The sequence below is a fragment of the Streptomyces sp. NPDC048565 genome, assembly GCF_040650935.1.
In the GTDB taxonomy this organism is placed as follows: domain Bacteria; phylum Actinomycetota; class Actinomycetes; order Streptomycetales; family Streptomycetaceae; genus Streptomyces.
This window is the reverse complement of record NZ_JBEZIH010000003.1, coordinates 325,966-347,162: the sequence shown is the minus strand read 5'-3', so window position 1 is coordinate 347,162 and position 21,197 is coordinate 325,966. Positions and strand designations below refer to the sequence as shown.

Genomic DNA, 21,197 nt, shown 5'->3' with positions numbered 1-21,197 from the left:
TCTAGTGCCGCGGCAGGCAATGTTCGTCGCGACGGGGCGAACATTGCCTGCCGGGGCGCTGGTGCCGCGGCAGGCGATGTCCGCCCCGCCCGCGCCCCTGTCTCCACCCCCGTCTCCGCCCTTGTCTCCCGGAAGGACCCGTCCATGACCCGGGCCGCGCTGGTCGTCGGCGTCGGTGCCCGTCGCGGCGTCCGGGCCGACGAGGTGTCCGAGCTGATCCGCAGGACGCTCGACGAGGCGGGACCCGCGGCCGGTGAAGTGACCGAACTGGCCACCCTCGACACCAGAGCGCGGGAGCCGGGCATCGTCGGCGCGGCGGCGCGCCTGGGCGTGCCCGTGCGGGCCTACCCGGCCGAGGTGCTGGCCGAGGTCAGCGTTCCCGGCCCGTCGGGAGCGGTCCGCAGGGCCGTGTCCACCGGATCGGTCGCGGAGGCCGCGGCGCTCGTGGACGCCGGTGAACTGCTGGTGCCCAAGCGGAAATCGGCTTCGGCGACCTGCGCGGTGGCCCGCCGGAGGCCACAGGGGCCTCCCACGGCATCGACGAATGGCGCCGAGCCGTTCACCATTACTGCCATGCTGCCCCCCACGAAGCACATCGAGAGCGCCGGGCCCGATCTGCGGCACCACGGCGACGCGGAAGTACGCGGTCAGGACCTGACCGACCTCGCCGTCAACGTACGGACCAACACGCCCCCCGACTGGCTGCGGGAGCGGATAGCCGCGTCGCTGGGGTCGCTGGCCGCCTACCCGGACGGGCGGCAGGCGCGGACCGCGGTCGCCGGGCATCATGGGCTGCCCGAGGAAAGGGTTCTGCTCACGGCGGGCGCGGCCGAGGCGTTCGTACTGATCGCACGGGCGCTGCCCGCGCGGCGGCCGGTCGTCGTGCACCCGCAGTTCACCGAGCCTGAGGCGGCCCTGCGCGCGGCGGGGCACGAGGTGGGCCGGGTGCTGCTGCGCCCGGAGGACGGCTTCCGGCTGGATCCGGCGGCGGTGCCCGAGGACGCGGATCTGGTGGTGGTCGGCAACCCGACCAACCCGACGTCCGTGCTGCACCCGGCGCGGGTGCTGGAGCAACTGGCCAGGCCCGGGCGGACGCTGGTGGTCGACGAGGCGTTCATGGACGCCGTGCCGGGTGAGCGTGAGGCGCTGTGCGGGCGCACGGATGTGCCCGGTCTCGTGGTGCTGCGGAGCCTGACGAAGACCTGGGGTCTTGCGGGGCTGCGGATCGGCTATGTGCTGGCCGAGCCGGCGACGGTGGCCCTGTTGCAGGAGGCGCAGCCGCTGTGGCCGGTGTCCTCCCCCGCGCTGGCCGCGGCCGAGGCGTGCATGGAGCCGCGCGCGCTGGTGGAGGCGGCCGACGCGGCGGACCGGGTCACGGTGGACCGGGCGCATCTGCTGGCCGGACTCGCGGAGTTCGGGGAGGTACGGGTGGTGGAGCCGGCCGCCGCGCCGTTCGTACTGCTGCGGCTGGAGCGGGCGGACGAGGTACGGGGTCTGCTCCGCTCACGCGGATTCGCGGCTCGGCGCGGAGACACGTTTCCCGGTCTTGGCAGCGAGTGGCTGCGGCTGGCCGTGCGCGACCGTGTGACGACCAACAGGTTCCTGCAGGCGCTCGACCTGGCCTTGCAGGGACTGCCCCGGAGACCCGTCGGCTGACGGGTCTCCGGGTACGGAGAGCGGTGCTCCGCCGTGCGGTCACCGCTCTCCGTCGAAGCCGATCAGCCCCGGGCGCGCCTGCGGGCGAGGACCGTGGCGCCCGCGCCCGCTGCCAGCAGGACGACGGCTGCACCCGCGATGTACGGGGTCGAGGAGCTGGAGCCGGTCTCGGCGAGGTCGTCGGAGGCCTGGACCGGGTCGGAACCGGTCTGGGGCTTCACGTCGACGGGCTCCGCCTTGCCGTCGGAGCCGCCGTCGCCCGAGCCGCTCCCGTGCGAACCGCCCGCGTCCGAGCCACCGTTGCCGGACGAGCCGCCGTTGCCGGAACCGCCGTCGTCCGAGCCGCTGTCGTCCGACCCTTCGCCCGCGCCGCTGCCCTGGGGCGTCTCACACGTCGCCTCGGCCAGCGTGACCTCTCCCTCCACCTCGGCGACGTTCAGCTTCAGCGGGTTCACCGACACCCGCAGCTGGAGCGCCGTCGCAGCCGCCGTGCGTGTCGTCGTCTCCGTCCTCGACAGGTCGAGCGTCACGTCACCGACGCCCGGCACCTCGATCTTCGTGGTGCCGCCCGAGGTGAGCGTGGTCTTCTTGCCGAGGACCGTCACGTGCCCCAGCACGTTCGACTCCGCGACCGGCTTGTGGCCCGCCTCGCACACGGCCTTGGAGGTCACCTTCTCGACCTCGATCAGGGAGAGCAGGGGCAGCCCCGGCACGTGCACCCGGGCCCGGGCGAGGTTGCTGTGCCCCTCGGCCTTGTTCTTGTCCACCGTGGCGTCGGCGGTGGCGACATCGGCCTTCAGGACATGGACGGGACGGCCCTGGTCGACGCCGTCGAGCTCCACGGTGAGCGCGGTCCTCTCCGCGCTCGCCGGTGCGTGGACCTCGTTGAGCGTGGTCCTGAGCGGCACCTGGACCGACTTGTTCAGGAGCGAGACGTCGAGGCCGGCGCGGAGTACGACCGCGCTCGCCTTTCCGTGGCCACCGGCCGGGGTGGCCGGGGTCGTCGCGGTGGCTGCGTGCGCGGGGACGGCGACGAGCAGTGCGACGGGAGCGGCCGCGATCGCCAGGGCAGCCGAACGGAAGGTGTTGCTGTTCAAGGTGGTGGAACCCCCACAAGAGACATGGAGCCACCGGGACCGTCCAATGGGGGACATCGCCGGCCCCGGTGGCCTCGACCCGTGAATCTTTACGCACGGAGGGTGAACAGACAGATACCTAGCGCTAGTTCACCCCAAAGAGGGGTTTCCGCGTGCACATTCGAATCCACCAGCACAGGAGTTCCTCGGATTCACCCGTTTCACCGCGTCCGGAGCTCACCGTCGGAGTTCCGGGGCGCCTACACAGAAGTGTTTCAACGACCGGCGACGCCCGGAGTCACCGCCGGTCAACACGGCGCCTGCGCCCGGGTCGACCGGTGATCAGCCCCTCACCCGTCCGTTGAGCACCACCGCGCGCGGGGACGCCAGCACCCGTACGTCCCGCCTCGGGTCCTCGTCGTACATCACCAAATCCGCCGGGGCCCCCTCCTCCAGCGCCGGCCGGCCCAGCCAGCGCCGTGCGCCCCAGGCGGTCGCGGAGAGCGCGTCGACGGGCGGGATGCCGGCCTTCACCAGTTCGGCGACCTCATCGGCGATCAGCCCGTGGGCCAGCGACCCGCCGGCGTCCGTGCCGGTGAAGACCGGGATCCCGGCGTCGTACGCCGCGCGCACGGTGTCGTACCGGCTCGCGTGGAGCCGCCGCATATGGGCCGCCCAGCGGGGGTACCGGTCCTCGCCCCCTGCCGCGAGGCGGGGGAAGGTGGCGATGTTGACCAGGGTCGGGACGATCGCGACCCCACGCTCCGCGAAGAGCGGAACGGTGTCCTCGGTCAGCCCCGTCGCGTGCTCGACGCAGTCGATCCCGGCCTCCACCAGATCCCGCAGCGAGTCCTCGGCGAAGCAGTGGGCGGTGACCCTGGCGCCGAGCCGGTGCGCCTCGGCGATCGCGGCCTCCACCTCGCCGCGCGGCCAGCAGGCGGCCAGGTCACCTGCGTCCCGGTCGATCCAGTCGCCCACCAGCTTCACCCAGCCGTCGCCGCGCCGCGCCTCCTGGGCGACGTAGGCGACGAGGTCGCCGGGCTCGATCTCATGGGCGAAGTCACGGATGTAGCGACGCGTCCTGGCGATGTGCCGCCCCGCCCTGATGATCTTCGGCAGATCCTCACGCTCGTCCGTCCACCGGGTGTCGGAGGGCGATCCCGCGTCCCTGATGAGCAGCGCGCCGGCCTCCCGGTCGGTGAGCGCCTGCTTCTCCGCGGTCGCCGCGTCGACGGGCCCCTCATGACCCAGCCCCACATGGCAGTGCGCGTCGACGAGGCCGGGCAGCACCCATCCGGTGAGCGTCACGGCGTCGTCGGCGCCCTGCGGCCTCTCGTAGGTGATCCGCCCGTCGACCGCCCAGAGTCCGTCCCGCACCTCGTCGGGTCCGACGAGTACCCGCCCCTTGATCCGCAGCACCGGCGCCAGCTCGTGATCACTCATGGGCAGCACTGTACGAGGGCCGCCAGGGGCCCGGGGAGTGCTGGGTACCCTCGACGGCGAGCGCTGACCGCGCACCGGCCTACCCGAAGAGAGCAGCACCGTGACACACCCGTTCCTCGACCTCGCCCCGCTCACCGCCGCCCGTTTCGCGGCGATCGAGCGACGGGTGGCCGGCCTCCTCGCCACCGGGCAGGACGTCGTCATCATGCAGGGCGAGGCGCTGCTGCCGCTCGAGGGCTGCATCCGGGGCGGCGCCCGGCCCGGTTCGACCGCGCTGAACGTCGTCACAGGGCCGTACGGCCAGACCTTCGGCAACTGGCTGCGTGACTGCGGGGCGGAGGTCGTCGACCTCGCGGTGCCGTTCCACACCGCGGTCACCGCCGAGCAGGTCGCCCAGGCGCTGGCCGAGCACCCGGAGACCGACTTCGTGTCGCTCGTGCACGCCGAGGCGGCGACCGGGAACACCAACCCGGTCGCCGAGATCGGCGAGGTCGTCCGGGCACACGGCGCGCTGTTCATGGTGGACGCCGTCGCCTCGGTGGGCGCCGAGCCGCTGCTGGTGGACGCCTGGGGGGTGGATCTGTGCGTCGTCGGCGCGCAGAAGGCCATGGGCGGCCCGGCCGGGGTGTCCGCCGTGTCGGTGAGCGAGCGGGCGTGGGAGCGGATGGCCGCCAACCCGCGCGCCCCGCGCCAGTCGTACCTCTCGCTGCTGGACTGGAAGGCCCGCTGGATCGACGGAGGCCGCAGGGCGCTGCCGCACGCGCCCGCCCAGCTGGAGATGCTGGCGCTCGACGCGTGCCTGGACCGGATCGAGACGGACGGCCTCGATGCCGTCATGGCGCGCCACGCGTCGGCGGCGGCCGCCACCCGCGCGGGCGCCACGGCGCTCGGCGGCGGGCTCGGGCCGTACGTCCACGACGCCCGCGACGCGGCTCCGGTCGCCACGACCCTGCGCGTGCCGGCGGATCTCGATGCCACGGCACTGGTCGGGCGGGCGCTCGCGGCCGACTCGTCGCTGCCGCTGATCGCGGGTGGCGGGGCGCTGGCCAAGGAGATGATCCGGGTCAACCACTACGGCGTGCACGCGAGCAGGGACGCGGTGCTGTCCTCGCTGGCCGCCCTGGGCGAAGTGCTCGACGGCGCGGGCCGACGGACCGATATCGATGCTGCCCGCGAGGCCGTCGCGGAAACCTGGCCGAACAACTGAATTAATTGCACGGCGCAGCGACCGATTTTATCCACGCGAAAAGGGGGGCTGCTTTATCGGGAGCAGCTCCCCGCATTCTTCTTCCCCCGTTCCCCGAGGCTAAACACCACAGTTTCGGGTGGATCCATCCACACAATCCGAACGGGTGTCAGGAGAGTTACGAGGATGTGACCGACTACACATCACGCCCGTAATGGGCGATAAATTCCGTACAAACCTATGGAAATCTCCCTCCGGTCGGGCCGGACCCGCGCCCGCGTGATAACACAACGAGCACGTTCACCCAACCCCCTACGGCGATGCAATTTCGATTTTTGCTGGGTAAATTCAATTCCCATGACCGCCGCACCAGCAGATTTTGCAAGTGCCCGAAGCGAATTCCTCAGAATCGACACCCCGCGAGTGGAGGACGGAGCCGCGATCTGGCGCATAGCCCGCGACTCCGAGGTCCTGGACCTCAACTCCTCGTACAGCTACCTGCTGTGGTGCCGTGACTTCGCGGCGACCTCCGTGGTCGCCCGCGACGAGAACGGCGACCCGATCGCCTTCGTGACCGGATACATCCGCCCCGACCGCCCCGAGACTCTCGTCGTCTGGCAGGTAGCCGTCGACCAGGCCCACCGAGGCAAGGGACTGGCGGCCGAGCTGCTGGACGCGCTGACCGCCCGTGTCGCCTCCGACCAGGGCCTGGCATCGGTCGAGACGACCGTCACCCCGGACAACACCGCCTCCGACCGGTTGTTCACGTCCTTCGCGCAGCGGCACGACGTGCCACTGGAGCGCGAGGTGCTCTTCGAGGGGGCGCTGTTCCCCGAGGGGACGACGCACCTGCCGGAGGTCCTCTACCGCATCGGTCCGTTCTAGGGCCTCTCAGCGCCCTCCCGCGCCCCGCCCGGGCGCGGCTTTCCCGGGCATGCCTGACCCGCCGCCCGTCACACCCCCCTCGAGCAGGAGATCAGCTGTGACCATCACCCCGCCCGCCCTGAGTGTCTTCGAGACCCTGGAGTCGGAAGTACGTAGCTACTGCCGCGGTTGGCCCGCAGTCTTCGACCGCGCGCAGGGCGCCCGGCTGACCGACGAGGACGGACACTCGTACCTCGACTTCTTCGCCGGTGCCGGATCACTCAACTACGGCCACAACAACCCGGTGCTGAAACGCGCGCTGATCGACTACATCGAGCGCGACGGCATCACCCACGGCCTGGACATGGCCACGACGGCCAAACGAGCGTTCCTCGAAACCTTCGAGAACGTGATCCTGCGCCCCCGTGACCTGCCCTACAAGGTGATGTTCCCCGGCCCGACCGGCACGAACGCCGTCGAGGCGGCGCTGAAGCTCGCCCGCAAGGTCAAGGGCCGCGAGTCCGTCGTCTCGTTCACCAACGCCTTCCACGGCATGTCGCTCGGCTCGCTCGCCGTGACCGGCAACGCCTTCAAGCGCGCCGGCGCCGGCATCCCGCTGGTGCACGGCACCCCGATGCCGTTCGACAACTACTTCGACGGCACGGTCCCCGACTTCCTCTGGTTCGAGCGGCTCCTGGAGGACCAGGGCTCCGGGCTGAACAAGCCCGCCGCCGTGATCGTGGAGACCGTGCAGGGTGAGGGCGGCATCAACGTCGCCCGCGCCGAGTGGCTGCGCGCCCTCCAGGACCTGTGCCACCGCCAGGACATGCTCCTGATCGTCGACGACATCCAGATGGGCTGCGGCCGGACCGGCGGCTTCTTCTCCTTCGAGGAGGCCGGCATCGTCCCGGACATCGTCACGCTGTCGAAGTCCATCAGCGGCTACGGCATGCCGATGTCGCTCTGCCTCTTCAAGGGCGAGCTGGACATCTGGGAGCCGGGCGAGCACAACGGCACGTTCCGTGGCAACAACCCGGCCTTCGTGACCGCCGCCGCCACGCTCGACGCCTACTGGGCCGACGGCCAGATGGAGAAGCAGACGCTGGCCCGCGGCGAGCAGGTCGAGCAGACGATGCTGGCGATCTGCGCCGAGGAGCCGACCGCGCAGTTCCGTGGCCGTGGCCTGGTCTGGGGTCTGGAGTTCAGCGAGCCCGCGCGTGCCTCCGCCGTCTGTGCACGCGCCTTCGAGCTCGGCCTGCTGCTGGAGACCTCCGGCCCGCAGTCCGAGGTCGTGAAGCTGCTCCCGCCGCTGACCGTCACCCCCGAAGAGCTGGACGAGGGCCTGCGCACGCTGGCCCGTTCCGTCCGCGAGACCGCCTGAGCGGGGTACGCCCCCCGGCAGGCACCAAAGAGCAGGACAGAAGAGAAAGGCACCATCCCACCGTGATCGTCCGATCTTTCAGTGACATCGAGAACACCGACCGGCACCTGAAGTCCGCTTCTGGTACCTGGGAAACCAAGCGCATCGTGCTCGCCAAGGAGAAGGTCGGCTTCTCGCTCCACGAGACCGTGCTGTACGCGGGCACGGAGACGTCGATGTGGTATGCCAACCACATCGAGGCCGTTCTGTGCACCGAGGGCGAGGCCGAGCTCACGAACGACGAGACCGGCGAGAAGCACTGGATCTCCCCCGGGACGATGTACCTGCTGAACGGGCACGAGCACCACACGCTGCGGCCCAAGACCGACTTCCGCTGCGTGTGCGTCTTCAATCCCCCTGTCACCGGACGGGAGGACCATGACGAGAACGGTGCATACCCGCTGCTGACAGAGGAGGGCTGAACCATGACCACCGATGTACGCGCCGACCTGTACCCCTCGCGCGGCGCCGCCGAGATGACCACTCCCCGCCAGGACCCGGTCATCTGGTCCGCGCCGGGCGCGCCGGGACCGATCGCCGCGAAGGACCTGCAGTCCTTCGAACACGATGGCTTCCTCGCCATCGAACAGCTCATCACGCCGGACGAGGTGGCCGTCTACCAGGCCGAGCTGGAACGGCTGATCGCCGACCCGGCCGTCCGCGCCGACGAGCGCTCGATCATCGAGCCGAAATCGCAGAGCGTGCGGTCCGTCTTCGAGATCCACAAGATCAGTGAGGTCTTCGCGAAGCTGGTCAGCGACGAGCGCGTGGTGGGCAGGGCCCGCCAGATCCTCGGCTCGGACGTCTATGTCCACCAGTCCCGGATCAACGTCAAGCCGGGATTCGGGGCCTCGGGCTTCTACTGGCACTCGGACTTCGAGACCTGGCACGCCGAGGACGGTCTGGCGAACATGCGGACCGTGTCCATCTCGGTCGCGCTGACGGAGAACTTCGACACCAACGGCGGGCTGATGATCATGCCCGGCTCGCACAAGTCGTTCCTCGGCTGTGCGGGCGAGACGCCGAAGGACAACTACAAGAAGTCGCTCCAGATGCAGGACGCCGGCATCCCGTCGGACGAGGCGCTGACGAAGATGGCCGACCGGCACGGCATCAAGCTCTTCACGGGCAAGGCCGGTTCGGCGACCTGGTTCGACTGCAACGCCATGCACGGATCGGGTGACAACATCACCCCGTACGCGCGCAGCAACGTGTTCATCGTGTTCAACAGCGTGGACAACCCGGCCCAGGAGCCCTTCTCGGCTCCGATCCGCCGGCCCGAGTTCATCGGGGCGCGTGACTTCACCCCGGTGAAGTAGACACGTACGACACGCGGGTGGGGGCGAGACGCGCGACGCGTCCCGCCCCCACCCGCGTGGAGGTCGCGGGAAGTTACGGACACCCGAATCGCCCATATCGATCCGCTTTCCGTCCTTGACCTCCCAACGACCTGTTGCGCCGCTCCCTCGCTCAACTCGCTGGACCTCGGCGTGGTCAGCGGCGACAGTGGCGCCCATGACCTCCCTCGTGCAGCACATCACCATCGACTGTGCCGACGCCTACCAGCTGGCCGGGTTCTGGGCCGAGGTGCTCGGCTCCGCCGTCTCCGACGACGACGCACCAGGCGATCCCGAGGCGCTCGTGGAGACGCCGGGGGCGGCGCTGCTCTTCGTCACGGTGCCCGAACCCAAGCGTGCCAAGAACCGCGTCCACCTGGACGTCCGGCCGGAGGACCGCACCCGCGACGCGGAGGTCGAACGGCTGCTCGCTCTCGGCGCGACGCTCGTCGCCGACCACCGCAAGCCGAACGGGCGGGGCTGGGCGACCCTGGCGGATCCCGAGGGCAACGAGTTCTGCCTGGAGTGCGGCGCGGCGGAGCGTGCCGCACTGACCGGCGTCAGGCTGCCCGTCACCGCCGACGACGTGACGCTGGCGGTGCGGCTCGCGGTCGATACCCTCGCGACGTCCCCGGCGGACGACTGGCGTGTCCCGGCGGGGTCGTTGACCTGGGACTGCTGGGAGACCGTGGAACACCTCAGCGACGACCTCTTCGCGTACGCCGTCCAGCTCGGCCCGCGTACGCCCTCCCTGGAGAGCGAGGTCCCCTACCGCTGGCGCGCCGACCGCGACGGTGGCCCCTCGAACTCGGTCTTCGCGAATCCGGAGGCGGGAACCGCCGGGCTGCTCCAGACGCTGGAGGCCAGTGGCGCGCTCCTGGCCTCGATGGTGCGGACGACGTCCCCCGGTCTCCGTTCCTACCACTCGTACGGTGTCTCCGACCCGGAGGGCTTCGGCGCGATGGGCATCGTCGAGACCCTGGTGCACACCCACGACGTCTCCGCCGGCCTTTCGCTCTCCTGGACCCCGCCCCGTGACCTCTGCGACCGGGTGCTGGCCCGGCTCTTCCCCGACGCCCCGGACGACGAGGACCGGTGGGCCGTGCTGCTCTGGTCCACCGGTCGCGCGGACCTGCCGGGCCGCGACCGTGTCACCGCGTGGAAGTGGCACGGTGCGCCGCCGGCCCGGTGAGCCGTACGCGGCCCCGCGGCTCCCGAGGCTCCCGAGGCTCCCCGGGGCGGGGTACGGCGGTAGTCTCGCGGCCATGGAACAGTCGACCGGAACCGATCTCACCGACCAGGCACCGGCAGACCCGGCGGCCACCGACGACATGCTGGCCTCACAGCCCATCGGGTACTGGAGCGGCCTGGCCCACTCGGCGGTCACCCGCCATCTGCGGGACGCCATGGCCAGGATCGACGTCACACAGCCGCAGTACTGGGTGCTCAACCGGGTGCACGGCGGCCCCGCCGCACCGACCCGCGAGGAGGTCGTCGCCCAGCTCACGCCGCTCGCGGACGGGCCGCACGACATCGCACGGGTCGTCGACCAGCTGCTCCACCGCGGCTGGCTCGATGCCGGCGACGGGCAGCGGCTGCGCCTCACCGACGAGGGGGAGGCCGCCCGGGTGCGGCTGCGTGAGCTGGTGACCGACCTCCGCGCCGAGGTGCACCGGGGCATCGGCGACGCGGAGTACGTCGCCGCGCTGAAGGTGCTCCGCACGATGGTGGCCAACGCCGGGGGGCCGGGCGCCGTCTGACGGCCGCCCCCTGGCGGGTGTCCCCGGGCGGGCGTCCCCGGCAGCGCCGCTCGCGTCGCTGTACGTGGCGCCGTACGCCTCGTTCTTCGGGAGGGTGGAGAGGTCGCCGCCCCTGACGCTCAGCCCGGTGCTCCCCGGGGTGAAGGTGATGTCGTCGAAGTTGGCCCACTCCCCCGCGTGGGCGTCGGAGCTGAGGCCGATCGTGCACGCCCCGCCGGTCACCCGGACCGAGGTCACGAGCCGGAGCCGAGTCCGACCAGTGGCTCAGCCGGGTGCTCGCCCGGGTGTGCTTCGTTCCGTACATCGTCGATGTCCCTTCGACAGGTGTGCGGGCCCTTGCAGTGCCTCAGCCGAGACGCACGACGCGGACCTGGCCCGCCGGTACGGCGAGCTTGTCCACGGCGGGCTCGCCGGTGAGGAGTTCGGTGCCTGCGGCGCCAAGCGCCACGTCGGCGTCGGTGTCGCTGTGGTTGATCACGAAGAGGTAGCTGCCGGACTCCCCGGTGCGGCGCACCACCTCGACGTCGTACGGCAGGGCCGTGCGGGGCTCGATGCCCGCTTCGGCGGCGGCACGCGAGAGGACGGCGTCCAGGGCGGGCCCGGAGAGCCGGGTGGAGAGATACCAGGCGGCGCCCTCGCCGAGCCGGTTGCGGGTGACGGCGGGGCGGCCGGCCGGGATGCCGTCGGCGTACGCCCAGAGGGTCTCGGCGCCGCGCGGGATCACCACGTCCGACCAGAGGTCGCCGGTCAGCTCGGGGCCTTCGGGGGCGCCGTCGGGGGTGATCAGGCGGACGGTCTCGCCCTCGCCGAGCGGGGAGAACTCCTCGACGGTCAGGCCGAGTACGTCCCGCAGCGGGCCGGGGTAGGCGCCGGGGTGCACCGCGTCGTCGGCGTCGACGATGCCGGAGAAGTACGAGACGACGAGAGTGCCGCCGTTCTCGACGTACCGGCGCAGATTGCGGCCGCTCTCCTCGGTGGTGAGGTAGAGGGCGGGGACGACGACCAGCGGGTAGCCGGAGAGGTCTGCGTCCGGGTGGGCGAAGTCGACGGTGAGGTGCTGGTCGTAGAGCGAGGCGTAGAAGGTGTCCGCGCGCTCGCGGGCGTCGTGCTGCTCGCTCGGACGCCACTCCAGGCGCTGCGCCCACCAGGACTCCCAGTCCCAGAGCACCGCCACATCGGCAACGGTACGGGTGCCCCTGATGCCGTCGAGCCGGCCGATCCCGGCGCCGAGCGCGCTCACCTCGCGCCAGATCCGTGAGTCGGTTCCGGCGTGCGGGACCATCGCGGAGTGGAACTTCTCGGCGCCGCGCCTGGACTGCCGCCACTGGAAGAACATCGCGCCCTCGGACCCCCGGGCGACATGGGCGAGGCTGTTGCGGGCCATCTCGCCGGGGCGCTTGGCGGGGTTGCGTGGCTGCCAGTTGACGCCGCTGGTGGAGTGTTCGAGGAGCAGCCAGGGCGCGCCGCCCGCCACGGAGCGGGTGAGGTCGGCGGCCATGGCGAGGTTGACGTGGGTGCGGCGGCCGTCGGTGATCAGGTAGTGGTCGTTGGAGACGATGTCGACCTCGCGGCCCCAGGCCCAGTAGTCGACGGACTCGCACTGGCTGAGGGCCGTCATGAAGTTCGTGGTGACGGGGATGCCGGGGGCGAGGCGGTGCAGGATGTCGCGTTCGGCGGTGAAGTTCTCCCGCATGGTGGCGTCGGCGAAACGGGCGTAGTCCAGCTGCTGCGCGGGGTTTCCGACGGTCGGGGTGGTGCGGGGCGGGTCGATGTCGTCGAGACTCCGGTAGCGCTGGCCCCAGAAGGCGGTGCCCCAGGCCTCGTTGACCGCTTCGACGGAGCCGTGCCTGGCGGTGAGCCAGCGGCGGAAGTGCGCGCCGCAGGTGTCGCAGTAGCAGGCGCTGACGGGGACGCCGTACTCGTTGTGGACGTGCCACATCGCGAGGGCGGGGTGGCCCGCGTAGCGGCGGGCGAGCTGTTCGGTGATGTCCGCCGCCGCCGCGCGGTAGGCGGGCGAGCTGTGGCAGATGGCGCCGCGTGAGCCGAAGGCGTGGCGGACCCCGTCCGGGGTGACGGGCAGGGCTTCGGGGTGGGCGCGGTAGAACCAGGCCGGCGGGGCGACGGTGGGGGTGCCGAGGTCGGCGCGGATGCCGTTGACGTGCAGCAGGTCCAGCAGGCGGTCGAGCCAGCCGAAGTCGTGGACGCCCGGTTCGGGTTCCAGCAGGGCCCAGGAGAAGATCCCGATGCTGACCATGGTCACGCCGGCTTCCCGCATCAGGCGTACGTCCTCGTGCCAGACCTCTTCGGGCCACTGCTCCGGGTTGTAGTCGCCGCCGAAGGCCAGCTTGCGCAGGCCGACCGGGTACGGCGCGGATTCTGAGTGCGGCATGGACAGCTCCTGGCTCTTCGGGGCAATTTCTGGGAACGTGCACACACACTCTCGGCGGCGCAGGGCCAACATAACCGCACAGCAACAACCATTGACAAGTGTCGGTTTCGTTTCTCTACTGTGAACGCTCACAGTCCGTTTCCGGCCGGTCCGTCGAAGCGCCTGTTCGTCTCGCCAGGGGAGAAACCCATGAAATACCGCACCGTCGCGGTGTCCACCGCCGCAGCCCTCGCCGCCACCGCCCTGCTCTCGGGCTGCGGTTCGTCGGACGACGGGGGCGACGAGCCCGCCGCATCGGGACCCGCCTCGCTGACCTACTGGGCGTGGGCGCCCGGCCTCGACAAGGTCGCGGACATCTGGAACAAGGGCCCCGGCAAGGAGGCCGGCATCACCGTCACGGTGAAGAAGCAGGCGTCGGGCGACGACCTGGTCACCAAGATCATCACGGCGGCGAAGGCCCACAAGGCCCCCGACCTGGTCCAGGCCGAGTACCAGGCGCTCCCCACCCTGGTCTCCAACGACGTACTCGCCGACATATCCGACGAGGCGGGCGACGCGAAGAGCCAGTTCGCCGACGGGATCTGGCAGCAGACGACGCTGGGCTCCGACGCCCTGTACGCCCTGCCGCAGGACTCGGGCCCGCTGATGTTCTACTACCGCCAGGACCTCTTCAAGAAGTACGGCCTGACCGTGCCCACCACCTGGGACGAGTTCGCCGGGACGGCCCGCGCGCTGAAGGAGAAGGCGCCGGACAAGGACCTCACCACCTTCTCCTCCAACGACTCGGGCCTCTTCGCGGGCCTCGCCCAGCAGGCCGGCGCCAAGTGGTGGACCACCGGCGGCGACAAGTGGAAGGTCGCCATCGACGACCCGGCCACGCAGAAGGTCGCCGACTTCTGGGGCGGCCTGGTCAAGGAGGGGGCCATCGACAACCAGCCGATGTACACCCCGGCCTGGAACAAGGCGCTCAACACCGGCAAGCAGGTCGCCTGGGTCAGCGCCGTCTGGGCGCCGGGCACCCTGACCACGGCCGCGCCCGAGACGAAGGGCAAGTGGGCCATGGCGCCGCTCCCCCAGTGGACGGCCGGCGACAACGTCACCGGCAGCTGGGGTGGCTCCTCCACGGCGGTCACCAACGACTCGAAGAACAAGAAGGCAGCCGCGACCTTCGCCAAGTGGCTGAACACCGACCCCGAGGCGCTGGCCGCGCTGGTGAAGGAGGGCGGCATCTACCCCGCCGCCACGGCCGCCCAGACCGGTGACGCGCTCGCGGAGGCGCCGGACTACTTCTCCGAACAGCCCGACTTCTACACCGAGGCCGCCAAGATCGCCCAGGGCACCGCCCCGGCCGCCTGGGGCCCCAACGTCAACGTGGCGTACAGCGCCTTCAAGGACAACTTCGCCGCCGCGGCCAAGGACAGGTCGGACTTCGGCACCGCGCTGACCGCCATGCAGGACGCGACCGTCGCCGACCTGAAGAAGCAGGGCTTCGGAGTCTCGGAGTGACACGTACGCCCCGCGGGAAGGCGTCCGGGGTCAGGAGCGCCCCGTACGCCTTCCTGGTCCCCGCCACCGTCCTCTTCCTGCTCTTCTTCGCCCTGCCCATCGGCTACGCGGTGTACCTCAGCTTCCGCAGGACCGAGGTCAAGGGACTCGGCCTCGGCAAGGGCGCCCGCGACGAGATCTGGGCCGGTCTCTCCAACTACACCGACGCGCTCACCGACTCGGAGCTGCTGCACGGCGCGCTGCGCATCCTCGGCTACGGCGCGATCGTCGTCCCGGTGATGCTCGGCCTGGCCCTGCTCTTCGCCCTGCTGCTCGACACGGACGGGCTGCGGGCGCGCGGCTTCAGCCGGCTGGCGATCTTCCTGCCGTACGCGATCCCGGGCGTCATCGCCGCGCTGATGTGGGGCTTCCTGTATCTGCCCGACGTCAGCCCCTTCCTGTACATGCTCGACGCGCTGGGGCTCCCGCAGCCCGATCTGCTGGACGGCGGGCCGCTGTACCTCTCGCTGGCCAACATCGCGGTGTGGGGCGGCACCGGCTTCAACATGATCGTGATCTACACGTCCCTGCGGGCGATCCCCGCCGAGATCTTCGAGGCCGCGCGGATCGACGGCTGCTCCCAGCTCCAGATCGCGCTGCGGATCAAGATCCCGATGGTGATGCCCTCGCTGATCCTGACGTTCTTCTTCTCGATCATCGCGACGCTCCAGGTGTTCAGCGAGCCCACCACGCTGAAGCCCCTCACCAACTCGCTCTCCACCACCTGGAGTCCGCTGATGAAGGTCTACCAGGACGCCTTCGTCAACAACGACATCCACGCGGCGGCGGCCCAGGCCGTCATCATCGCCGTCGCCACCCTCGCCCTGTCCTTCGGCTTCCTCAAGGCGGCCAACTCCCGTACGAAGCAGGGAGACTCCCGATGAGCACCCAGCCACTCGCAGCCCCCGGGCGCCGGCGTCTCCCCCTCGCCCCCACGGCCGCGCTGCTCCTCGGCGCCGTGTACTGCCTGCTGCCCGTCGTCTGGGTGCTGGTCGCGTCGACGAAGTCCGGCAGCGAGCTGTTCTCGACCTTCACCTTCCTGCCCGGCTCCGGCTTCTCCGACAACGTCGCCGACCTCACGGAGTACCGCGACGGGGTGTACTGGAAGTGGATGGCCAACTCGGCCTTCTACGCCGGGGTGGGCGCCCTGCTGTCCACGGCGGTGTCCGCGGTCTCGGGGTACGCGCTGGCCGTGTACCGCTTCCGCGGCAAGGAGACCGTCTTCAACATCCTGCTCGCCGGGGTGCTGATGCCTCCGGTGATCCTGGCCGTACCGCAGTACCTGCTGCTGGCCGAGGCCGACATGACCGACTCCTACCTCTCGGTCCTGCTGCCGCTGATCCTCTCCCCGTACGGTGTCTACCTCGCCCGGATCTACGCGGCGGCCGCCGTACCGGCCGATGTGATCGAGGCGGGGCGGATGGACGGCGGCGGCGAGTGGCGGATCTTCCGGACCATCGCGCTGCCGATGATGCTGCCGGGTCTTGTGACGGTGTTCCTGTTCCAGTTCGTGGCGGTCTGGAACAACTTCCTGCTTCCCTACATCATGCTCGGCGACGACGAGAAGTTCCCGGTGACCCTGGGGCTCTACACGCTGCTCCAGCAGGGTTCGAACACCCCGGCGCTCTACACCCTGGTCATCACCGGAGCGCTGCTGGCGATCGTCCCGCTGATCGCGCTGTTCCTGGTGATCCAGCGGTTCTGGAGCCTCGACCTGCTCTCCGGCGCCGTAAAGTCCTGACAGCTCCTCAACAGGGCTTCCCACAGTGATGAAAGATCGCACCATGAGCCGCACAGAACACAACGGCACGGGTCGTCCCCGGCCGCCGACGATCCACGATGTCGCCCGGGAGGCCGGGGTCTCCCGGGGCACGGTCTCCCGGGTTCTCAACGGCGGTCACAACGTCAGCCCGGCCGCGCTCGACGCGGTGCAGTCCGCCATACGCAGGACCGGCTACACCGTGAACCGGCACGCACGGTCGCTGATCACCGGCCGTTCCGACTCGGTGGCGTTCCTGCTGACCGAACCCCAGGAACGCTTCTTCGAGGACCCGAACTTCAACGTGCTGCTGCGCGGCTGCACCACGGCGCTCGCCGCGCACGACGTCCCGCTGCTGCTGATGATCGCGGGGACGGAGGCGGAACGCCGGAGGAACATGCGCTACATCGCCGGGCACGTGGACGGGGTGCTGCTGGTCTCCAGCCACTCCGGCGACCCGGTCGCCGCACAGCTGCACGACGCCGGCGTACCGCTGGTGGCGTGCGGGAAGCCGCTGGGGCAGGGGTCGAAGGTCAGCTATGTGGCGGCGGACGACCAGGGCGGCGCCCGGGACATGGTGCGCTACCTCCACGGGTCGGGGCGCCGCCGGATCGCCACGGTCGCCGGGCCGCTGGACACCCCCGGCGGTGTGGAGCGGCTTGCGGGCTACCGGGCGACGCTCGCCGAGTGCGGGCTCCCCTACGACGACGCACTGGTCGTGCCGGGCGACTACAGCCGTGCGGGCGGTGAGGCCGCGGCCTCGCTGCTGCTGGAGCGGGCCCCTGACGTCGACGCGGTCTTCGTCGCGTCGGACCTGATGGCGCAGGGCGTGCTGAGCGCGCTGGAGAAGGCGGGCCGGCGGGTGCCGCAGGACATCGCGGTCGGAGGCTTCGACGACTCACCGGCTGCGCTCGCGGCGCGCCCGGAGCTGACGACGGTCCGCCAGCCGTGGGACCGGATCAGCGCCGAGATGGTACGGGTGCTGCTGGCGCAGATCGGCGGCGAGGACCCGGCCGCGGTCATTCTCCCCACCGAGCTGGTGCGCCGGGACTCGGCGTAGGGGCCCTCCGCGTGGATCCCGCGCAGGGACGGGCCGCCGGGTCAGGCGTCCAGCGCCGGGTAGTCGGTGTAGCCCTTCGCGCCGCCGCCGAAGAAGGTCGACGGGTCCGGGGCGTTGAAGGGCCCGCCGGCCTTCAGCCTGGCCGGCAGGTCCGGGTTCGCGAGGAACAGGGCGCCGTAGGTGATGATGTCGGCGATCCCGTCGTCGATGACCGTGTGGTGCTCGGGTCCTGTGGGCCCGTCCGAGAACACGTTGATCACGAGGGTGCCCGTGAACTTCTTGCGCAGCGCGAGCGTCAGCTCACGGATGTCCACCTGCTCCAGGACGTGGAGGTAGGCGAGCCCGAGCGGCTCCAGTTCCGTGACGAGCGCGGTGTAGGCGTCGTCAGGCTCGGGCTCCTCGATGCCGTTGTAGGGGTTTCCGGGCGAGATGCGCAGCGCGGTCCGCTCGGCGCCGATCTCGGCGGCGACCGCCTTGACCACCTCGGTGGCGAAGCGGATGCGGCCCTGGACCGAGCCTCCCCACGCGTCGGTGCGCAGGTTGGTGTTGGGGGCCAGGAACTGGTGGATCAGATACCCGTTGGCGCCGTGCAGTTCGACACCGTCGAAGCCCGCGTCGACCGCGTTGCGGGAGGCGGTGACGAAATCATCGACGGTCACGCGGATCTCCGCGTCGGTGAGCTCCCGCGGCTCCACGAAGTCCTTCGGCCCCACCTGGGTGTAGACCTGGCCGGGCGCCGCGACGGGAGAGGGCGCGACCGGGACGAGCCCGTCGGGCAGCAGGACGGGGTGGCCGATCCGGCCCGCGTGCATGATCTGGGCGAAGATCCGCCCGCCCGCCGCGTGCACGGAGTCGGTGACCCTACGCCAGGAGGCAACCTGCTCGGCACTGTACAGACCGGGGGTCGAGGGATAGCCCTGTCCCACCACGGACGGCTGGATTCCCTCGGTGATGAGTAGTCCGGCAGAGGCGCGCTGAGTGTAGTAGTCGACGGTGAGGTCGGTGGCCGTGCCCCCTTCGCCCGCCCTGCTGCGGGTCATCGGCGCCAGGGCGATGCGGTTGGAGAGCTGCGTACCCGAGAGGTCGACGGGATCGAACACGGTGGTCATGAAAGCCTCCGAGGCATTTACATGGTCGGCCAAGTAATCAACGTGCGGCTCACTGTAACCCACTAATTGGCCGACCAAGGTAAAGTTCATGAGGACGTCATGAACCCGCACCGCGCCGCACCGAGGAGTGCCGATGAAGGCCGACCGCACCGCCTCCGCCGATCCCGCAGGCCTCGGCGTGCTGCCCGGGGCGGCCCTCGGCGGCCCCGTCAGTCACGCGGTCTCACGGGTGGCCAGGCTGCACAGGATCACGGCGGGCCGACTGCTCAAGGGGCTCGGGCTCTACCCCGGGCAGGAGTTCCTGATGATGCATCTGTGGGACACCGGGGCGGTCCGCCAGGCCGAGCTGATCAAGGCCGTGGACCTCGACCCGTCCACCGTGACCAAGATGCTCCAGCGCCTCGAACAGGCCGGGCATGTGCGCCGCCGCCCCGACCCGGACGACCGGCGGGCCGTCCTGGTGGAGGCGACCGAGGAGAGCTGCGCCCTGTACGCCGAGGTGCGCGGCGCCTGGTCGGGCCTGGAGGAGCACACCCTCGCGGGGCTCGGATCCGCCGAACGCGCGGAGCTGACCCGGCTGCTGGCCAAGGTGGAGGCCAACCTCTGCCAGGAGACCGGGGACTACCCCGCGCAGTAGCTCAGCCGGCCAGGACGCCCAGTGCACGGTCGACGTCGGCCTCGGTGTTGTACAGGTGGAAGGCGGCCCGCAGGTTCCCCGCCCGGGCCGAGACCATCACCCCGGCGGCGGCCAGGTCGGGCTCCCGGCCGCCCAGGCCGGGCACGGCGACGATGGCGGAGGTGCCGGGCACGGCCTCGCGCCCGATCGACGCGAGCCCCTCGCGGAAGCGGGCGGCGAGCGCGGTGGCATGGGTGTACACGGCGTCCACCTCGACCTCGGAGAGCAGGGCCAGGGACTGCTCGGCCGCGTGGTAGGAGAGGAACGCGACCGGTTCGTCGAAGCGCCGGGCGTCGGCGGCGAGCTTCTCGACAGGCCCGTAGGTGCTGTTCCAGCGGTCCTCGGCGGCGACCCAGCCCACGTAGAGCGGGCGCAGGGCCTGCTGCGCCTCTTCGGTCACCGTCAGGAACGACGTACCCCTGGGGCTCAGCAGGAACTTGAATCCGCCGGTGACGGTGTAGTCGTAGGCGCCTGCGTCCAGCGGCAGCCATCCGGCCGACTGGCTGGCGTCGAGCAGCGTACGGGCCCCGTGCGCGGCGGCTGCCGCGCGGACCGCGTCCAGGTCGGCGACCCGGCCGTCGGAGGACTGGACGGCCGAGAAGGCGACGAGCGCGGTACCGGGCCGCACGGCGTCGGCCAGCCCTTCGAGCGGGACGTACCGCATCTCCAGGTCGCCACGTACGGCGAAGGGGCTGACGACGGAGCTGAACTCCCCCGTGGGCGCGAGGACTTCGGCACCCGGCGGCAGGGAGGCCGCGATGAGTCCCACATGCGCGGCGACGGATCCGCCCAAGGCCACCCGCGCGGGTGCGACCCCGGCGATCCGGGCGAACCCGGCACGGGCCGCGTCCACCGAATCGAAGCTTCCCGCACCACCCCTGACACCGGCGCCGCAGTCATCGGCAAGGGACTTGACGGCCTCCACGGCGCGACGCGGCAGCAACCCGCAGCTGGAGGTGTTCAGATAGGTGGTCCCGGATGCGAATTCGGTGGCCCTGACCCGGTCGATCGCAGAAGTCTCCATGCGGGACAGCCTGACGGCCGCCCCACCTCGCGTCAATCACACGAGTTTGAGTTGCGCGGCCAAGAAGCCCTTATACGGGCTGGTCGGACGCCTCCGACCGGTCCACGTCGCAGGCGCCGTCCGCGTCGCAGGCCGCCGCGTCCCCGCCGACCGGGGTGAGGCCGGGGGCCTCACGGTCCTTCCACGCCTGCTCCAGAGCCTGGGCGAAGACCTCGGCGGGCTGCCCGCCCGAGATGCCGTAGCGCCGGTCGAGCACGAAGAACGGGACGGCGTCGGCGCCCAGCTCGGCCGCCTCGCGCTCATCGGCGCGCACGCCGTCGGCGTACGCCCCGGGGTCGGCCAGCACCGCGCGTGCCTCGTCGGCGTCGAGTCCCGCCTCGACGGCCAGGTCGGCCAGCACCGCGTCGTCGAAGACCGAGCGCTCCTCGGCGAAGTTCGCCCGGTAGACGCGCGTCAGCAGCTCGTCCTGGCGTCCGCGTGCCTTGGCGAGGTGCAGCAGCCGGTGGATGTCGAAGGTGCTGCCGTGGTCACGCCCGTCGGCGCGGTAGCCGAGCCCCTCCGCCTGCGCGTTCGCCGCGACGCTGGCCTCCATGCCACGGGCCTGCTCGGGGCTGCGCCCGTACTTCTGGGCCAGCATGTCGATCACCAGCTCGGTGTCGCCCTTGGCCCGGCCCGGGTCGAGCTCGAAGGAACGGTGGACCACCTCGACGTCGTCGCGGTGGGCGAACCCGGCCAGGCCCTTCTCGAAGCGGGCCTTGCCGACGTAGCACCACGGGCAGGCGATGTCGCTCCATATCTCGACGCGCATGACTCTTCCGCTCTCCAGTTCCGCCGTACCGGTACGGAGGGTGCCTCCGCGGCCGGTTCAACGTGCGGACGGAGCGGTTGATTCC

At 70.9% G+C, this 21,197-nt stretch carries 19 protein-coding genes; 13 read left to right on the top strand and 6 right to left on the bottom strand.

Annotated elements, in window-relative coordinates:
- Nucleotides 1-144 precede the first annotated feature (144 nt).
- Nucleotides 145-1,656, top strand: coding sequence for an Rv2231c family pyridoxal phosphate-dependent protein CobC (gene cobC, locus AB0C75_RS05950; protein WP_362887481.1), 1,512 nt, complete (start codon nt 145-147; stop codon nt 1,654-1,656).
- A gap of 62 nt (nt 1,657-1,718) precedes the next feature.
- Here cobC and AB0C75_RS05945 read toward each other — a convergent pair whose 3' ends face one another.
- Complete coding sequence (locus AB0C75_RS05945; protein ID WP_362887479.1) at nt 1,719-2,753, bottom strand: SCO1860 family LAETG-anchored protein; 1,035 nt, start codon at nt 2,751-2,753, stop codon at nt 1,719-1,721.
- A gap of 321 nt (nt 2,754-3,074) precedes the next feature.
- Complete coding sequence (locus tag AB0C75_RS05940; RefSeq protein ID WP_362887477.1) at nt 3,075-4,175, bottom strand: amidohydrolase family protein; 1,101 nt, start codon at nt 4,173-4,175, stop codon at nt 3,075-3,077.
- Nucleotides 4,176-4,275: 100 nt separating this feature from the next.
- Between AB0C75_RS05940 and AB0C75_RS05935 the strand changes: the two genes are divergently transcribed.
- From AB0C75_RS05935 to AB0C75_RS05905, 7 genes are all read left to right on the top strand, one after another.
- A complete protein-coding gene (locus AB0C75_RS05935) occupies nt 4,276-5,382 on the top strand; it encodes an aminotransferase class V-fold PLP-dependent enzyme (protein ID WP_362887475.1) in 1,107 nt (368 codons plus the stop codon).
- A 336-nt stretch (nt 5,383-5,718) separates the two neighbouring features.
- Nucleotides 5,719-6,246, top strand: a complete 528-nt coding sequence (gene ectA / locus AB0C75_RS05930) for a diaminobutyrate acetyltransferase (protein ID WP_362887473.1) — start codon at nt 5,719-5,721, stop codon at nt 6,244-6,246.
- A gap of 97 nt (nt 6,247-6,343) precedes the next feature.
- Nucleotides 6,344-7,606: a diaminobutyrate--2-oxoglutarate transaminase gene (gene ectB / locus AB0C75_RS05925; protein ID WP_362887471.1), complete on the top strand. Its 1,263-nt coding sequence runs from the start codon at nt 6,344-6,346 to the stop codon at nt 7,604-7,606.
- A 62-nt stretch (nt 7,607-7,668) separates the two neighbouring features.
- Nucleotides 7,669-8,067 (top strand): ectoine synthase, encoded by a 399-nt coding sequence (locus AB0C75_RS05920; RefSeq protein ID WP_362887469.1) that lies wholly within the window; start codon nt 7,669-7,671, stop codon nt 8,065-8,067.
- A gap of 3 nt (nt 8,068-8,070) precedes the next feature.
- Nucleotides 8,071-8,964, top strand: coding sequence for an ectoine hydroxylase (thpD, locus tag AB0C75_RS05915; protein WP_362887467.1), 894 nt, complete (start codon nt 8,071-8,073; stop codon nt 8,962-8,964).
- Nucleotides 8,965-9,160: 196 nt separating this feature from the next.
- Entirely contained in the window at nt 9,161-10,174 is a 1,014-nt protein-coding gene (locus tag AB0C75_RS05910; RefSeq protein WP_362887465.1) for a VOC family protein, read from the top strand.
- Nucleotides 10,175-10,247: 73 nt separating this feature from the next.
- Nucleotides 10,248-10,742 (top strand): MarR family winged helix-turn-helix transcriptional regulator, encoded by a 495-nt coding sequence (locus AB0C75_RS05905; RefSeq protein ID WP_362887463.1) that lies wholly within the window; start codon nt 10,248-10,250, stop codon nt 10,740-10,742.
- Nucleotides 10,743-11,088: 346 nt separating this feature from the next.
- Here AB0C75_RS05905 and AB0C75_RS05900 read toward each other — a convergent pair whose 3' ends face one another.
- A complete protein-coding gene (locus AB0C75_RS05900; RefSeq protein ID WP_362887461.1) occupies nt 11,089-13,131 on the bottom strand; it encodes a beta-galactosidase in 2,043 nt (680 codons plus the stop codon).
- A 189-nt stretch (nt 13,132-13,320) separates the two neighbouring features.
- Here AB0C75_RS05900 and AB0C75_RS05895 point away from each other — a divergent pair, with 189 nt between their 5' ends.
- From AB0C75_RS05895 to AB0C75_RS05880, 4 genes are read left to right on the top strand one after another with little or no spacing between them, the layout of a single operon-like run.
- On the top strand, nt 13,321-14,637 hold the full coding sequence (locus tag AB0C75_RS05895; RefSeq protein ID WP_362887459.1) for an extracellular solute-binding protein: 1,317 nt from the start codon (nt 13,321-13,323) through the stop codon (nt 14,635-14,637).
- Nucleotides 14,634-15,560, top strand: coding sequence for a sugar ABC transporter permease (locus tag AB0C75_RS05890; protein WP_362887457.1), 927 nt, complete (start codon nt 14,634-14,636; stop codon nt 15,558-15,560). The genes AB0C75_RS05895 and AB0C75_RS05890 overlap by 4 nt, the downstream gene beginning before the upstream one ends.
- Complete coding sequence (locus tag AB0C75_RS05885) at nt 15,557-16,417, top strand: carbohydrate ABC transporter permease (RefSeq protein ID WP_362887455.1); 861 nt, start codon at nt 15,557-15,559, stop codon at nt 16,415-16,417. Before AB0C75_RS05890 ends, AB0C75_RS05885 begins: the two co-directional genes overlap by 4 nt.
- 43 nt (nt 16,418-16,460) lie before the next feature.
- Complete coding sequence (locus tag AB0C75_RS05880; RefSeq protein WP_362887453.1) at nt 16,461-17,495, top strand: LacI family DNA-binding transcriptional regulator; 1,035 nt, start codon at nt 16,461-16,463, stop codon at nt 17,493-17,495.
- A gap of 41 nt (nt 17,496-17,536) precedes the next feature.
- On the opposite strand, the gene AB0C75_RS05875 is transcribed toward AB0C75_RS05880, so the two are convergent.
- Nucleotides 17,537-18,604 carry an alkene reductase gene (locus tag AB0C75_RS05875; protein ID WP_362887451.1) on the bottom strand — a complete coding sequence of 356 codons (1,068 nt, stop codon included), beginning with the start codon at nt 18,602-18,604 and terminating at the stop codon, nt 17,537-17,539.
- A gap of 133 nt (nt 18,605-18,737) precedes the next feature.
- Between AB0C75_RS05875 and AB0C75_RS05870 the strand changes: the two genes are divergently transcribed.
- A complete protein-coding gene (locus tag AB0C75_RS05870) occupies nt 18,738-19,241 on the top strand; it encodes a MarR family winged helix-turn-helix transcriptional regulator (protein WP_362887449.1) in 504 nt (167 codons plus the stop codon).
- Between the two features lies 1 nt (nt 19,242).
- Here AB0C75_RS05870 and AB0C75_RS05865 read toward each other — a convergent pair whose 3' ends face one another.
- Both AB0C75_RS05865 and AB0C75_RS05860 read right to left on the bottom strand, forming a co-directional pair.
- On the bottom strand, nt 19,243-20,304 hold the full coding sequence (locus tag AB0C75_RS05865; protein WP_362887447.1) for an aminotransferase class V-fold PLP-dependent enzyme: 1,062 nt from the start codon (nt 20,302-20,304) through the stop codon (nt 19,243-19,245).
- A 70-nt stretch (nt 20,305-20,374) separates the two neighbouring features.
- The gene (locus tag AB0C75_RS05860) at nt 20,375-21,112 is read right to left on the bottom strand and encodes a DsbA family oxidoreductase (protein WP_362887445.1); all 738 of its coding nucleotides are present in this window, start codon (nt 21,110-21,112) and stop codon (nt 20,375-20,377) included.
- Between the last annotated feature and the right edge of the window lie 85 nt (nt 21,113-21,197).